This window comes from Lentzea sp. NBC_00516, assembly GCF_036346835.1.
In the GTDB taxonomy this organism is placed as follows: Bacteria; Actinomycetota; Actinomycetes; order Mycobacteriales; family Pseudonocardiaceae; genus Lentzea; species Lentzea sokolovensis.
The window spans coordinates 1,526,675-1,540,731 of the sequence record NZ_CP107840.1 but is presented as its reverse complement, the minus strand read 5'-3'; the positions used below and the strand labels follow the sequence as shown (position 1 = coordinate 1,540,731).

At 69.7% G+C, this 14,057-nt stretch carries 10 protein-coding genes and 2 riboswitches; of the genes, 1 reads left to right on the top strand and 9 read right to left on the bottom strand.

The window, feature by feature from the left end:
* Window positions 1-98: 98 nt before the first annotated feature.
* The 7 genes from OG205_RS06765 to OG205_RS06735 all read right to left on the bottom strand — a co-directional run bounded on the left by OG205_RS06765 (window position 99) and on the right by OG205_RS06735 (window position 9,055).
* On the bottom strand, window positions 99-1,232 hold the full coding sequence (locus OG205_RS06765; protein WP_330275372.1) for a carboxylate-amine ligase: 1,134 nt from the start codon (window positions 1,230-1,232) through the stop codon (window positions 99-101).
* A 91-nt stretch (window positions 1,233-1,323) separates the two neighbouring features.
* Window positions 1,324-2,142: an ECF transporter S component gene (locus OG205_RS06760; RefSeq protein WP_330275371.1), complete on the bottom strand. Its 819-nt coding sequence runs from the start codon at window positions 2,140-2,142 to the stop codon at window positions 1,324-1,326.
* Complete coding sequence (locus tag OG205_RS06755) at window positions 2,139-3,734, bottom strand: ABC transporter ATP-binding protein (RefSeq protein ID WP_330275370.1); 1,596 nt, start codon at window positions 3,732-3,734, stop codon at window positions 2,139-2,141. The genes OG205_RS06760 and OG205_RS06755 overlap by 4 nt, the downstream gene beginning before the upstream one ends.
* Window positions 3,731-4,843, bottom strand: a complete 1,113-nt coding sequence (locus OG205_RS06750) for an energy-coupling factor transporter transmembrane component T (RefSeq protein WP_330275369.1) — start codon at window positions 4,841-4,843, stop codon at window positions 3,731-3,733. Before OG205_RS06750 ends, OG205_RS06755 begins: the two co-directional genes overlap by 4 nt.
* A complete protein-coding gene (locus OG205_RS06745; protein WP_330275368.1) occupies window positions 4,840-5,748 on the bottom strand; it encodes an ABC transporter substrate-binding protein in 909 nt (302 codons plus the stop codon). Before OG205_RS06745 ends, OG205_RS06750 begins: the two co-directional genes overlap by 4 nt.
* The gene (locus OG205_RS06740; RefSeq protein WP_330275367.1) at window positions 5,745-6,584 is read right to left on the bottom strand and encodes an ABC transporter substrate-binding protein; all 840 of its coding nucleotides are present in this window, start codon (window positions 6,582-6,584) and stop codon (window positions 5,745-5,747) included. Before OG205_RS06740 ends, OG205_RS06745 begins: the two co-directional genes overlap by 4 nt.
* Entirely contained in the window at window positions 6,584-9,055 is a 2,472-nt protein-coding gene (locus OG205_RS06735; protein ID WP_330275366.1) for a hypothetical protein, read from the bottom strand. The genes OG205_RS06740 and OG205_RS06735 overlap by 1 nt, the downstream gene beginning before the upstream one ends.
* 83 nt (window positions 9,056-9,138) lie before the next feature.
* Window positions 9,139-9,278: riboswitch (cobalamin riboswitch) on the bottom strand.
* Window positions 9,279-9,323: 45 nt separating this feature from the next.
* A riboswitch (cobalamin riboswitch) is annotated at window positions 9,324-9,474 on the top strand.
* Between the two features lie 33 nt (window positions 9,475-9,507).
* Between OG205_RS06735 and OG205_RS06730 the strand changes: the two genes are divergently transcribed.
* Window positions 9,508-10,509 carry a prenyltransferase/squalene oxidase repeat-containing protein gene (locus tag OG205_RS06730; protein WP_330275365.1) on the top strand — a complete coding sequence of 334 codons (1,002 nt, stop codon included), beginning with the start codon at window positions 9,508-9,510 and terminating at the stop codon, window positions 10,507-10,509.
* A gap of 53 nt (window positions 10,510-10,562) precedes the next feature.
* Here the strand turns inward: OG205_RS06730 and OG205_RS06725 are convergent, their stop codons facing one another.
* Together OG205_RS06725 and OG205_RS06720 are read right to left on the bottom strand one after the other, a co-directional pair.
* Entirely contained in the window at window positions 10,563-11,591 is a 1,029-nt protein-coding gene (locus OG205_RS06725; RefSeq protein ID WP_330275364.1) for a ribonucleotide-diphosphate reductase subunit beta, read from the bottom strand.
* Window positions 11,588-13,957, bottom strand: a complete 2,370-nt coding sequence (locus OG205_RS06720) for a ribonucleoside-diphosphate reductase subunit alpha (RefSeq protein ID WP_330275363.1) — start codon at window positions 13,955-13,957, stop codon at window positions 11,588-11,590. Before OG205_RS06720 ends, OG205_RS06725 begins: the two co-directional genes overlap by 4 nt.
* Window positions 13,958-14,057: the final 100 nt, after the last annotated feature.

Genomic DNA, 14,057 nt, shown 5'->3' with positions numbered 1-14,057 from the left:
AAATGCGCCACAGGCTCGCTGCTTGACCTCGGACGCTCATCTTCTGTGCCCGCCCACGGCGAGTTGCTCCGATCGTACGCACCGCCGGTGATCGCCGGTCAGGAGCACTTCCGGTCGGGCTCGGCGCGGTCCGCGTTGTCGACGTCCAGCAGGTCGAGCAACGACTCCACCTTGCCCCCGCGGAACACCTGGCGCTGCCGGTCCGCGCCGCCTCCGTCGCCGTCCAGCAGCCGCAGACCTCGTTGCACCGCAGGCAGATCGCCGTTGGACTCCAGCACAGGGGTCAGGCGGCGCACCAGGTCGTCCAGCTGCTCGCGCACCGGCCGGGTGTCGCCGGACAGCACGTCGAAGGTGTCGCCCCGCAGGCCTTCGTTGGCCACACCCCAGCACGCCTGTCTCAACGTCTCCTGTGGAACGTCCGGCGCGGACACACCGCGTTCGACGTCCACCACGGCCTGAGCGACCAGGGCGCGAACGAGCGCCGCGAGCAGCACCGCCTCGTCCGCGGTCGCCGCGACGTCCGCGACCCGCACCTCCACGGTCGGCAGGTCGGTAGCGGGGCGGACGTCCCAGTAGACCATCGCCCGGTCCAGCGCCGTGCCGGCCTTGATCATCGTGTCGGCGACCTCTTCGTAGTGCTGCCACGAGGTGAAGAACGGCGGCGGGCCGGAAACCGGCCAACGCGACCAGATGGTCGAACGCCAGCTCGAGAAGCCCGTGTCCTCTCCGTCGGAGAACGGCGAGTTCGCGGTCACCGCCGACAGCACGGGTAACCAGGGCCGCACGTGGTTGCACACCTGCACCGCCGTCTCACGGTCGGGCACGGCGACGTGCACGTGGCATCCGCAGATCAGCTGCTGCTCGGCGAGCGCGCCGAACTCGCGGGCGATCCGCCGGAAGCGCAGGCTGTCCGTGATCTCACCGGTCGCGCGCCCCAGCGGCGGAGCCCCGACGGCGATGGCCCGGCAGCCCGCCGTTCGCGCGGCCTGCGCCACCAGACGACGCAGGTCGAGCAGTTCGCGGCGAGCCTGTTCCGCGTCGGCGCACACGGTCGTGTTGATCTCCACCTGCGCCCCGGTCAGTTCGTGGTGCAGATCAAGACCCAGTTGCTCCCGTGCGATGGCGACGACCTCGTCCGCACGGTTCACCGCGACGCCGGTCGCCGCGTCCACCAGGAGGAACTCCTCCTCGACGCCGAGGGTGGGACTCCACGCGTCCTTCGATGACGCCATTTCCACGTCTCACCAACCTGTTCTGGGCGCCGTTGCGCGCCGGGGATTCCGGGAACCGGCGAATACCCCTTTCCCACCAGGGGAAACCCGATCAGCGGCCGGTGAAAGTCGGTAACGCGCCGTAGGAGGCCTTGCGCGAGGCGCGCCGCAGGGTCGCCAGCACCGCCGGCCCGATGACGAGGATCGCGACGGTGTTCGTGATGGCGCGGCCGGTGTCCCAGCCCGCCGTCGAGGTCAGCAACGTGAACACCGCGAACCGGTGCAGGTTCTCGAGCATCGGAGCGCCTGGCACATAAGAGATGTGGCCGTCGTGATACGGGACCTCGGCGTCGGTGATGAACGGCCAGAACCACAGGTTCATCAGGAACCCGAACACGTACGCGACCACGATCCCGTACGCCACGAGCATCGCGATCTCGGCTTTGCCGGTGACCCGCTTCGGCAACAGGCCCGCGCCCATGCCGATCCACGCCGAGCACATCATCTGGAACGGCAGCCACGGCCCGACACCGGCGGTGAGCAACGCCGAGGCGAACAACGACGTGCAGCCCAGGACGTAACCGAATCCGGGGCCGAAGACGCGGCCCGCCAGGATCAGCAGGAAGAAGACGGTCTCGATGCCCGCCGTCCCCGCGCCCAACGGCCGCAGTGCCGCGTTCACCGCCGAGAGGACACCGAGCATCGCCAGTGCCTTGGAGTCCATGCCGCCTTCTGACAACTCCGCCAGCACGATGACGATCAGGATCGGCAGGATGCCGATGAACACGAACGGCGCGTCCGGGCCGTGTTGCATCGACTGCGGTTCGACACGGACGAGCAACGGCCAGACGAACATCATCAGGCTCGCGATCGAGGCCAGCGTCAGCACGACCGCCGAGCGCTTGCCGATCTTCACCGCCGAGCCGGTCATCGCACCTCCTGCGGCAGGGCGGCGCGCACGTCGGCGACGGTGAGCCAGGGTTCGCCGAGGATCTTGGCGACCTGGGTGGCGAACGCGGGTGAGCCGCCGAGGACCTCGGCGGTCGGCCCGTCCGAGACGACCTCGCCCTCGGCCATGACGACCACGCGCTGGGCGATCGTCGCGACGAACTCGACGTCGTGCGTGGCGACGACGACGGCGCGTCCTTCGGCGGTCAGGCCGGCGATCATCTGTGCCAGCGCGGTTTTCGCGGTGTAGTCGAGGCCTCGGGTGGGTTCGTCGAGCAGCATGACGCGCGGCGCGGCGGAGAGCTGGACCGCGAGCACCAGCGCGAGGCGCTGGCCTTCGGACAGGTCGCGCGGGTGCACGACGGGATCGATGCCGGGAGCCAGCCGGTCGAGCAGACCCCGGCACAGGCCAGGTTCCGCGCCCGATTCGGCGTCGGCGGCGGTGCACTCGGCCTCGACGGTCTGCAGGTACAGCAGGTCGCTCGCGGTCTGCGGCACCATCCCGACCAGTTTGCGGCCCTCGGAACTGCTCAGGGACTTCGGGTCCGCGTCGCCCACGCGAACTGTGCCGCCCTGCCGGGGACCGGAGCCCTGCACCGCCCAGAGCAGCGACGACTTGCCGGAACCGTTGCGGCCCATGATGGCCAGCACTTCGCCTGCGTGCAGCGAGAGGTCCACGTCGCGGACGGCGACCTTCGGCCCGTACCGCACCACGACTCCCGACGCGGTGAGCAGCACGTCCCCGGCTGTCGTGGTCCTGGCCGGTGGGCTGCCGAGCGTGAGCGACGAGGCGCGGCGGCGGGCGTCCCGGACGGACATCGGCAGCGGGTCCCAGCCGGCCAACCGTCCCAGTTGGACGATCGGCGGCGCGATCGGCATGTCCCGCAGCACTTCCGGCGGTGTGCCGTCGAGCACTCCCCCGCTGCCCGGCACGTAGATCATCCGGTCGGCGAACGGGATCACGCGCTCCATGCGGTGTTCCGCCATCAGCACCGTCGTGCCGAGGTCCTGCACCAGACGCGCGAGCGTGGCCAGCACGTCCTCCGCTGCCGTCGGATCCAGTGCGGACGTCGGCTCGTCCAGCACGAGGACCTTCGGGTGAGTGGTCAGCACCGAGCCGATGGCGACGCGTTGCTGCTGGCCGCCGGACAACGTGCGCAGCGCTCGCCGGCGGAGTTCCGCGATGCCCAGCAGGTCCAGGGTCTCCTCGACGCGGCGGCGCATGACCTGCGGTGACAGGCCGAGTTGTTCCATGCCGTAGGCGAGTTCGTCCTCGACGGTGTCGGTGACGAAGCCCGCCAGCGGGTCCTGGCCGACCACGCCGACCAGGTGCGCGAACTCGCGCGGCGGGCGCGACCGGGTGGACACGCCGGCCACCGACACGTCGCCTTCGAGGTGGCCGCCGGTGAAGTGCGGGACGAGGCCGTTGATCGTGCCGAGCAACGTCGACTTGCCCGCGCCGGTCTGGCCGGCGAACAGCACGAGCTCGCCTTCCCCGATGGACAGCGAGATGTCGCGCAGCACCGGCTCGGACCGGCCCGCGTACCAGAAGCCGACGTGGTCGAGTTCGATCATGAGGCGGCCACTTCTTCTTCGAAGGCAGCGAAAGGTGGTTCCGGAACGGGAGTGAGGAACGCTGGTAGGACGCCGATCAGCACGCCCAGCAGCGGCCCCCAGGACAGCAGCGGCCACGACAGTTGGATCAGCGACGGGTTGAGGTTCGTCGGGTCGACGCTGGACGTCACGAACAGCACGGCCGCGACACCGAGTCCGCTTGCCGCCACCACGAGTTCCGGTGGATGCCAGCGGTCCGGGCGGTAGCGGGTGCGTTGAACTCGCTGACCGGCCATGCGGAATCCGGCCAGGCCGATCAGCAGCCCGACCGACAGCACCGGCGCGGCCAGGAAACGCGGCGTCGACCCGTCCAGCGTCGCGTAGACGCCCACGCACACGCCGATCAGGCCGACGATCATCATCGTGCCGGTGAGCACGCGCTGCCGTGCCTCGACCAGCCCTGCCCGGCCGTAGCCGCGGGAGTCCATCGAGGCCGCGAGCTGCAACGAGCGGGACAGCGCGTCCTCCAGGATCGGGATCATGATCGAGTGCAGCACCTGTGTGCGCTTTCCGCTGCCACCACGCAACTTCCGGGCACGACGCACGCGCAGCACGCTCTCGGCCAGTTGCGGGAACACCGACAGCGCGACGATCACCGCCGTGCCCACCTCGTAGAGCGCCGGTGGCATGGCCTTGAGCAGCCGCTTCGGATTCGCCAGCGCGTTGGCGGCGCCGAGGCAGATCACCATGGTCGCGAGGCGCAGGCCGTCGTAGAGGCCGCCCAGCAACGACTCCGCGGACACGTCGCCGAACAGCCGGATGCCCGCCGCCCACGCCGGCAACGGGATCTCCGGCAGCCGCAGGATGATCGTCGATCCCTCGGCCCCGCCGAACACGAGCCGGAAGAACACCCGGATCGCCACGATCCACGCACCGAGCACGAGGTACAGCCGGAACGCCAGCGCCCACGGCGCCTCGGAGCGGCGGGCCACGACGACGTACCCCGCCACCGCGATGATCGTGAGCAGCAGCCACGGGTTCGTGGTGCGGGTCGCCGCGACCGCGAGGCCGAGCGCCCACACCCACCACGCCGCCGGGTGCAGGTCGCGCGGCAGGAAGTACGACGTCACGACTCGTTGACCCGTTTCCGCCGCCGTGCCACGAAGAACCCGGCGGCCAGCAGCACCACGACCGCACCGCCCGCGGCCCACGGCGCGTAGTCGCTCGCGCCGGACGTCCGCTTGATCACCTCGTTGACGTCCTCGGCGTTCTCGCCGCCGCTGAACGCGATGTTGCTCGACGGGTCGTTCGCCTTCGGCCGCGCGGTGGCACTGGCACGGGGCTTGGGCGGCGGCAACGCACCGGTCGGCGCACCGGGCGGCGGAGTCTCCTGCCGCTCTGCCTCAGGAGTGGCCTGCGGCGGGCGGCCCTGGACGGGAGCCTGCGTCTCGTTGGGGTCGTTGCTGACCGGCTTCGCCTCCTCGACGGCGTTGCACGCCTTGCCCTCGGTGCCGGGACGCACGGCGGCGACGCGCGGCACCGGGTTCGTGTCCGCGGTGGCGTTCAGGGAGAACGACCAGCCTTCGAAGCCGCCCGGGATGAACTGGCGGTTCTTCACGCCCCACTGGCTGTAGTCCCAGGCGCAGTTGTTCCCGGCGTGCCAGTACGACCAGTAGGCCGCCGCGGGAGGGGTGTCGATGCACAGCTCGCGGTAGTTCGCGCGGCCGTTGATCGGGATCTGGTCCGCGGCGGCGGGCTTGTTCTCGACGCGGCAGATGAAGGCCTCACCCCACCGCTGCGCGCCGGCGACCTGGAAACCGGCGCCCTTCATCGCGTCCAGGCCGGTGCCCGCGGTCGGCTGCGGGTTGCAGCGCACGATCGCGTCGCCCCCGAGCTGCTGGAAGTCGATGACGACCGTCACGCCCTTGTCGTCCTTGCAGAAGCCGGGATGGCCCTTGCCGTGGTCGATCGCGTGCACCACCGGTGCCGCCGCCACCGCCAGGAAGGCGGCGGCCAGCGCCGCGAGCGTCCTCATTGGACGGTCAGGGTGGCGGACGAGTACACCGTCACCCCGTTCCCGGTCGCGGAGATGATGTAGGTGTACGTGCCGGTCGCCGTGGGCGTGATGTTCTGCGTGCCGCCGGGCGTCGCTAGAGAACCGGACCAGCCACCGCCGCCACTGGCAGGAGAGACGGAGGACGCGCTGACCGACGTGGCGTTGGTCGAGGTCCAGGTGAGCGACGTGGTCTGGCCGAGGGTGATCTTGCGGTCCAGGTCGTTGATCGAGAGCGCCACGGTGGGGTTGCTCGCGCTCACCGCCGGGTTCGTCGGTGTCACGCCGGGAACCGGGTTCGTGCCGGCCGACTTGTTCAGCGAGAACGACCATCCCTCGAAACCACCGGGGACCACGTTGCGGTTCAACGCGCCGTAGCTGCTGTAGGTCCAGGTCGAGCCGGAACCGTCGGCGTGCCAGTAACCCCAGTACGCGGCGCCGGGCGGGGTGTTGAAGCACCCCTCCTTGTAGGTCGGGTTGCCGGTGACCGGGATGTTCTCGGTCGACGACGGACGGCCGCCCACTCGGCACACGAAACCGAGGCCCCACTTGACGGTGCCCGCGACCATGATTCCCGCGTCCTGCAACGCCTTGATGCCGGTGCGGTCCGTGCCGGGAGTGGCGTTGGGCGAACAACGCGTGATCGTCGGCGCGGCCACCCCGCCGTTGCCGTCCAGTTCCTGGAAGTCGACCACGATCGTCGTGCCGCTCAACGCGTCCGCGCCGGTGCAGATGCCGTCGTAGCCCGCGGCACTGGCCGGAGCGGGCGCGACGACCAGCCCGGTGAGCACCAACGCGGCGGCGAGAACTCTCTTCATCACTGAACCCCCTGAGTGAGACGACGGCGAAGCAGCAGAACGAGACCGGCGAGCACCATGGCGCCGCCGAATGCGAAGTAGGACCACAGCGGCGGATGCCACGGCGCGTTCTGGGCGACCAGTGCGGGAACCGGTTCGGCGTCCGTCAGCGGCAGGCGCACCACCGGCGACAGCCCGGACCCGTCCGCGCTGATCCACGAGCGGCCCGCGATGCCCTGTGCGCCAACGAGACTCGTGCCGAAGTCGGTCGCGCCGTCACCGCCGGACACCCGCGGCAGACCACCGTCGGCGAGCACCATCCCGCCGATCGTCTTCGCGGTGCCGCTCACGTCCAGGCCCGCCGCCTGCCGGGCGCCCGCGACCGAGGCGCTCAACGCGATGGAGGGCGCGCCGCCTTCGTCGTCGACCATGCCCTTGCCGTTCGGCTTGGCGCTGAGCAACGAGATCGCCTTCACGAACGCGGCCGCGCGTTCCTTCGACCACTCGGCCGGGGCCTGGGCGGCGGGCGCGTCCTCGGTGAACGGCCTGCTGTTCAGCGCGGTCACCGCGGCGGCAGTGGAGGCGAGATCCCCTGCCTTGCAGTCGTTCTCGTCCATGTGCTCCGGGAAGGTGCCGTCCGCGCACTGGCGAACGGCGAGCGCCTCGATCGCCTGGCCGGGGTCGGCGACGGTGGCGAGCACCGCCCAGGTGTGGCGGCGGACGGAGTCCTCGGAGTCCGCGAACGAACCGGTGTCGGTGAACAGGCCGTCCGCGCCCCGCAGCCCGGCCAGTTCGGTGCGCAGCCGGTTCGCGAGGTCGTCGGACTTCTGGAACTGAGCGAGGATCACGAGTTTCGCGAGCGGTTCGGCGTAGGCGGCCTCGCCGGTCTCCTGCCCGGCGCCGTGCGCGTAGGCGTTGATCGCGTCCGGCGTCAGCAGGAACTCCGTGGCCTTCTTCGCCGCGTCCGGCTGTTCGCCCAACGCGTGCAGCGCCAGCACCAGGTCCGCGGTCGCGTCGTAGTCGACGTAGGTCCTGTCGTTCTCGGTGACCTCGACGTGGTCGCCGCGCACGAGCTTGTTGGCCAGATAGGCGCCGAGCTTCGCGGCGGACGTCTTCGCGGCCGGTTGCACGGTCTTCGGCGCCGGGGCAGGTTGGCGGACCACGGCCTTCGGCCTGGTCGCCGGCGCGGGCGTCTGAACGGTGACCGTCGCGGTCGTGGTGTGCCCGGTGACAGGTGGCGGCGTGGTCGTCGTGCTCTGAGAAGTCGTGGTGGTTCGAGACGTGGTCGTCGTCGTGGTGCTGCTCGGCGTGGTGGGCTCGGGCCCTTCGCCCTTGGCGAGCGCGTAGAAACCGGTCTGCGACAACCCGAGCGAGGCCTGCGCGCTCGCCCTGATCCACGTGTCGATGCCGGAGATGCCGCCGGTGCGCGCTGCCTGGTACGAGGCCGGGTTGTACGCGATCGCACCGATCTGCCCGGCCAGCGCGGTGCCCGAGTCGGACTCGCCTGCCTGCGCGGACTTCAGGAACTCCGTGCCCCTGCCCACCTCAGGGCCTGCGCCGCCTGCATCAGCGAGCGCCTGCACGATCAGGCCGGTGCTGTTGGTGTTCGGCGCCTCGGTCCCGACACCGCCACCCCAGCCACCACTGTCGGCCTGGTTGTTCTTCAGCCACGTCACGGTCCTGGCGATCGGCTCGTCGAGCCCGGCCGCCCCGGCGCGCTTCGCGGCGAGCATGGCCGACAGCGCGAGGCCGGTCGCGTCACCGTCCGGGGACGACGAGCCGTCGGCCTTGCCCTCGTCACACGACGACACCTTGAGGCCCTCAGGCCCCTGCACGTACCCGAAGAAGATCCGGAAATAGCCCTCGGAACACTGCTGCGTCACCATCTTGTCGATGGCGGGCTGGTCGTTCTCCCCCGCCACCGCCAGGCCGATCACGGCGAGGGACTGGCCGAACATGTTGGCGTTGTTGTTCACCATGTCCGACCACTCGGGGTTCTTCGAGTAGTCGCTGATCCGGCCGGCGTCGACGCCGGAACGGCGGATCGCCGCCTTCGTCTCGGCGACCATGTCGTGGCCGTCGAAGTCGCGCGGGTCGCGGCCGGAGATCTGCGCGGTGAGCAGGGTCTTGGCCACAGCACCGCCGACGATGATCTGGTCGAAGCCCTGGCCGGGAGCGAGGCCGTCCCAGGTGAAGTAGTCGGTGGCGTGCCCCTGGTCGTCCAGGAACTTGACGATCGGCTCGGCGAGCGCGCCGTCGCCGGACGCGTGCATCGCGAAGACCAGGTCGATCATCAGACCGTGGTCGGGCAGCTCGCCGCCGAGCGGGTTCTCCAGGGTGCCGTCGGGTCGAAGCTGGTGGGAGAGCCACACGGAGCTGGAGTGGGCGGCTTCGCGATCTCCCGCGGCGGCCGCGGTTCCGGCGATCGCCGTGGTGATCAGGCCCGCGCTGACGACGAACGCCAGTGCGGCCAGGCTCCTTCGCCGGGTCATCCTCTCCCCCTCCTCGTGCTGCTCGAGGAGAGGAGACGGCGCGGGGCGCCGGCAGCCACCCCTGCGTTTCGCGACAGCGGTCGGTCTGTTCACCCCGCCCGGATGGTGACCCGACTCGCCACTGCAGCAGTGGCCCACGGTTGCGCGACAGTGCCGGATTCCGACCGGCTTCCCCGTCACGGGCGAGGTATGAAGTTGTCGAGCCGAGCGAGGCTAACACCTGGAAACCGCCGATCGGCACCGCCTTCGGGGTCGGAGGCGAGCGTCACATCGCAACTCGGCACGAGGTCTTGCGCGACATGAGAACCTGTTGGGCGTTCAGCGCGGCGCGGGGGAAGTCCGGTGAGAATCCGGCGCTGTCCCGCAACGGTGTGCCCATTCGGGCGAGCCCGGTCACCCGCATCGCGCGGTGTTCACCAACTCCTGTCGTGGAAGTGCGGGAAAGGGTTCTCATGAGACGTCTGGTGCTCGCTGCTGTCCTGATGCTGGGCATTGGCACCGCTGTCACCCCCGCGGTGGCGGCAACGCACAACAAGTCCGACGCCGCCGCGGGCTGGCTCGCGCGGCAACTGGTCGACGGCGAACGGTTCGAGGCCGACTTCGGTGGCGAGAAGTTCCCCGACCAGGGCCTGACCATCGACGCGATCTTCGCGTTCGCGGCCGCTCGTTCCTCGGACACCAACGCCGAGAAGGCCATCACGTGGCTGGCCAAGCCGGAGATCACCACCGGGTACGTCGGTTCCGGCACCGAGGCCTACGCGGGCGCGCACGCCAAGCTGTTGCTGGCGGCGAAGGTGCGGCACAAGAACGGCAACTCGTTCGGCGGTGCCGACCTGGAAGCCGGTCTGCGCGGCCTGCTCGCGCCGTCGGGCAGGTTCTCCGACCGCTCGGACTTCGGTGACTTCTCCAACGCCTTCACCCAGTCCCTGGCGCTGCTGGCCCTCGACCGCACGCCGGGCGGCACGCCCGCGGCGGCCAGGACCTTCCTCGCCGGAACCCAGTGTCCTGACGGAGGTTTCCCGCTGAACTTCGGCCAGACCCCGTGCGCCAGTGACGTGGACTCGACCGCGCTGGTCGTGCAGGCGTTGCGCGCCACCGGTGACAGCGTGAACGCCGCCGAAGGCACCACGTGGCTCGTGTCGAAGCAGAACGCCGACGGCGGTTTCTCCGTCGGCGCCAACGCGTCCAACGCGAACAGCACCGGTCTGGCCGCGCAGGCGCTGGCCGGTCACCGCCCGGCCGCCGCGACGCAGGCACGGCAGTTCCTGCGTTCGCTCGCGGTCGGCTGCCCGGGTGCCGTCGCGGACCGAGGCGCGATCGCCTACGACGCAACGGGATTCGACCAGACGACCGCTCCGCGTGCCACGGCTCAGGCGGTCCTCGGCCTGACCGGGGTCAAGCTCGCGAACCTCGACGGCGGCGGCAACCCCGCCGCGCCGACGCTCGCCTGCTGACGAAGCGGTGCCCCTGACCGGCTTCCCGGTCAAGGGCACCGCACCCGCACGACTCAGAAGTCCTCGTCGAACGCCACCGTGCCGGTCACACCGACCTGGTAGGCCGACACGCGCCGTTCGAAGAAGTTCGACAGCTCCTGCACGTCCTGCAGCTCCATGAACGCGAACGGGTTCTTGGAACCGTAGATCGGCTCGATGCCGAGCACCTGCAGCCGCCGGTCCGCGACATGCTCCAAATAGGACCGCATGTCCGCCACCGACATGCCGGCGACACCGCCACCGAGCAGGTCCTCCGCGAACTGCACCTCGGCCTCGACGGCCTCGCGCAACATCTGCTTGACCTCCTCGTACAAGGAGTCGTCGAACAGGTCCGGCTCCTCGCGGCGCACGGTGTCCACGACGTCGAACGCGAACGCCATGTGCATCGACTCGTCGCGGAACACCCAGTTGGTGCCCGACGCGAGACCGTTCAGCAGGCCGCGCGAACGCAGGAAGTAGACGTAGGCGAAGGCGCCGTAGAAGAACAGGCCCTCGATGCACGCCGCGAAGCAGATCAGGTTGAGCAGGAACGACCTGCGGTCCTCCCGCGACTCCAGCTGCTTGAGGCTCGAGATCGAGTCGATCCACTTGTAGCAGAACTCGGCCTTGGCACGGATCGACGGAATCGTCTCGACGGCGGCGAACGCCTCGATGCGGTCGTTCTCGTCGGGCAGGTAGGTGTCGAGCAGCGTCAGGTAGAACTGGACGTGCACGGCCTCCTCGAACAGCTGCCGCGACAGGTAGAGCCGGGCCTCCGGCGCGTTCACGTGCTCGTAGAGGTTGAGCACGAGGTTGTTCGCGACGATCGTGTCCCCGGTCGCGAAGAACGCGACGAGCCGGTTGACCAGGTGTCGCTCGGCCTCCGAGAGCTTGTTCAGGTCGGCGAGGTCCGAGTGCAGGTCGACTTCCTCGACGGTCCACGTGTTCTTGATGGCGTCGCGGAAACGCTCGTAGAAGAGCGGGTAGCGCATGGGCCGCAGGGTGAGGTCCATGCCGGGGTCGAGCAGGGCGTTCTGACGCGCGGTGCTGGCGAGCGTGGTCACTGGCAGGCCTCACAGGACTCGGGGTTTTCGAGGGAGCAGGCGATGGCTTCGTCCGACGTCACGACGGGCACGGTCGGCGCCGCCGTGGTCGTCGTCGTGGTCGCCTGCTGGATGCGCGTCGCCGGGCGGGAGCGCAGGTAGTACGTGGTCTTGAGCCCGGCTTTCCAGGCGTAGAGGTACATCGAGGAGAGCTTGCCGATCGTCGGCGAGGCGACGAACAGGTTCAGCGACTGGCTCTGGTCGACGTACGGGCCACGCGCGGCGGCCAGTTCGATCAGCGCCTTCTGCGGCAGTTCCCAGGCCGTGCGGAACAACGAGCGCACGTCCTCCGGCAGTTCGGCGATGCCCTGTGCGGAGCCGTCGTCCTGCTTGAGCCGGTTGCGCACGGCCTCCGTCCACAGGCCTCGGGCCTTGAGCTCGCGCACCAGGTAGGAGTTGATCTGCAGGAACTCTCCGGACAGCGTCTCGCGCTTGAACGTGTTCGACACCTGCGGCTCGATGCACTCGAAGCAGCCGGCGATCGAGGCGATCGTCGCGGTCGGCGCGATCGCGATCAGCAGCGAGTTGCGCAGGCCGTGCTCGCTGACGCGTTCCCGCAGAGCACTCCAGCGCTCGGTCTGCGTGGGCGTGACGCCCCACAGGTCTGGCTGCAGATCTCCCTTGGCGGCACGGGTCTCCCGGAACGCCGGGTGCGCGCCCGCGGACGAGGCCAGCTCCGCCGACGACTCCAGCGCCGTCAGGTAGATCTCCTCGGCGATGCGCGTCGACAGCTCACGGGCCGCCGGCGAGTCGAACGGCAGGCGCAGCTTGAAGAACACGTCCTGCAGGCCCATGACACCGAGACCCACCGGGCGCCAGCGCGGGTTGGACCGCGCCGCCTGCTCGGTCGGGTAGTAGTTGATGTCGATCACGCGGTCGAGGAACACGACGGCGGTGCGGACCGTGGAACGCAGCCGCTCCCAGTCGACGGAACCGGCAGCGTCGTCGATATGAGCACCGAGGTTGACCGAGCCCAGGTTGCAGACCGCGGTCTCCTCGTCGCTGGTGACCTCGAGGATCTCTGTGCAGAGGTTGGAGAGGTGCACCACGTTCGAAGGCGACGCGGTCTGGTTGCACGTGCGGTTCGCGGTGTCCTTGAACGTCATCCAGCCGTTGCCGGTCTGGGCGAGCGTGCGGATCATCCGTCCATAAAGGTCACGAGCCTTGACCGTGCGGACGGCGCGACCGGCCTCCTCGGCGCCGCGGTAGGCGCGGTCGAACTCGTCGCCCCACAGGTCGACCAGCTCGGGAATCTCGTCGGGGTCGAACAGCGACCAGTCCGCGTCCGCCTCGACGCGGCGCATGAACTCGTCCGGGATCCAGTTCGCCAGGTTGAGGTTGTGCGTGCGGCGCGCGTCCTCACCGGTGTTGTCGCGCAGCTCCAGGAACTCCTCGATGTCCGGGTGCCACGTCTCCAGGTACACGCAGGCGGCGCCCTTGCGCCGGCCGCCCTGGTTGACCGCGGAGACCGACGCGTCGAGTGTGCGCAGCCACGGCACGATGCCGTTGGAGTGGCCGTTCGTGCCGCGGATCAACGCACCGCGCGAACGGACCCGGGACCACTGCACGCCGATGCCGCCGGCGAACTTCGACAGCCGGGCGATCTGCTTGTAGCGGTCGTAGATCGACTCGAGCTCGTCGCGCGGCGAGTCCAGCAGGTAGCACGACGACATCTGGGTGTGCTGGGTGCCGGAGTTGAACAGCGTCGGCGAGCTGGGCAGGTACGCCAGCGACGACATCAGCCGGTAGAAGTCGATCGCCTCGGTCGCCGTCTGCGAGAGACCGCAAGCGACGCGCAGCAGCCAGTACTGCGGCTGCTCGATCACCGAACGCTTCGCGGGGTGGCGCAGCAGGTAGCGGTCGTAGACCGTGCGCAGGCCGAAGTACTCGAACCGCCGGTCGCCGTCGAGGTCGATCGCGTCGTCGAGCTTGCGGGCGTTGGCGGCCACGAACTCCGCGGTCGCGTCGCCGATCAGGCCTTCCGCGTGGCCGAGCGCGATGCTCTGACTGAAGGACATCACGCCCTGGCGGCGCACTTCCTTCTCGATGAACGCGGCGAGCAGACCGGCGGCGAGCTTGGAGTACTCGGGCTCCTCGGACACGAGGGCCGCGGCGGTCTGGATCGACAGCCGGTCCAGTTCCTCTGTGGTGGCGCCGTCGTAGAGGCCGCTGATCGTCTTGGTGGCGACCCGCAACGGGTCGACGTCGTGCAGACCGACCGTGCAGCGCTCCACCGCGCGCACGATCTTGTTCAAGTCAACGGGTTCCAGTGAACCGTTGCGTTTCTTGACGCGCATAGTGGTGGTGACCGTGTCGACCGCCGTCACTAGCTCTCTCCTCGCGAGCTCGGGTGGCCACGGGGACAGCGAGGAGTGAACGGGCGCGCGCGACCGCCACGTCCTCCCGCCCTCCCTCGGGGCCGCGGAC

What these genes read in the sequence shown, in the direction of transcription:
- OG205_RS06740 (WP_330275367.1), bottom strand. Translation starts at nt 6,584, where the DNA reads ATGAAGAGAGTTCTCGCCGCCGCGTTGGTGCTCACCGGGCTGGTCGTC.
- OG205_RS06755 (WP_330275370.1), bottom strand. Translation starts at nt 3,734, where the DNA reads ATGATCGAACTCGACCACGTCGGCTTCTGGTACGCGGGCCGGTCCGAG.
- OG205_RS06760 (WP_330275371.1), bottom strand. Translation starts at nt 2,142, where the DNA reads ATGACCGGCTCGGCGGTGAAGATCGGCAAGCGCTCGGCGGTCGTGCTG.
- OG205_RS06730 (WP_330275365.1), top strand. Translation starts at nt 9,508, where the DNA reads ATGAGACGTCTGGTGCTCGCTGCTGTCCTGATGCTGGGCATTGGCACC.
- OG205_RS06745 (WP_330275368.1), bottom strand. Translation starts at nt 5,748, where the DNA reads ATGAGGACGCTCGCGGCGCTGGCCGCCGCCTTCCTGGCGGTGGCGGCG.
- OG205_RS06735 (WP_330275366.1), bottom strand. Translation starts at nt 9,055, where the DNA reads ATGACCCGGCGAAGGAGCCTGGCCGCACTGGCGTTCGTCGTCAGCGCG.
- OG205_RS06765 (WP_330275372.1), bottom strand. Translation starts at nt 1,232, where the DNA reads ATGGCGTCATCGAAGGACGCGTGGAGTCCCACCCTCGGCGTCGAGGAG.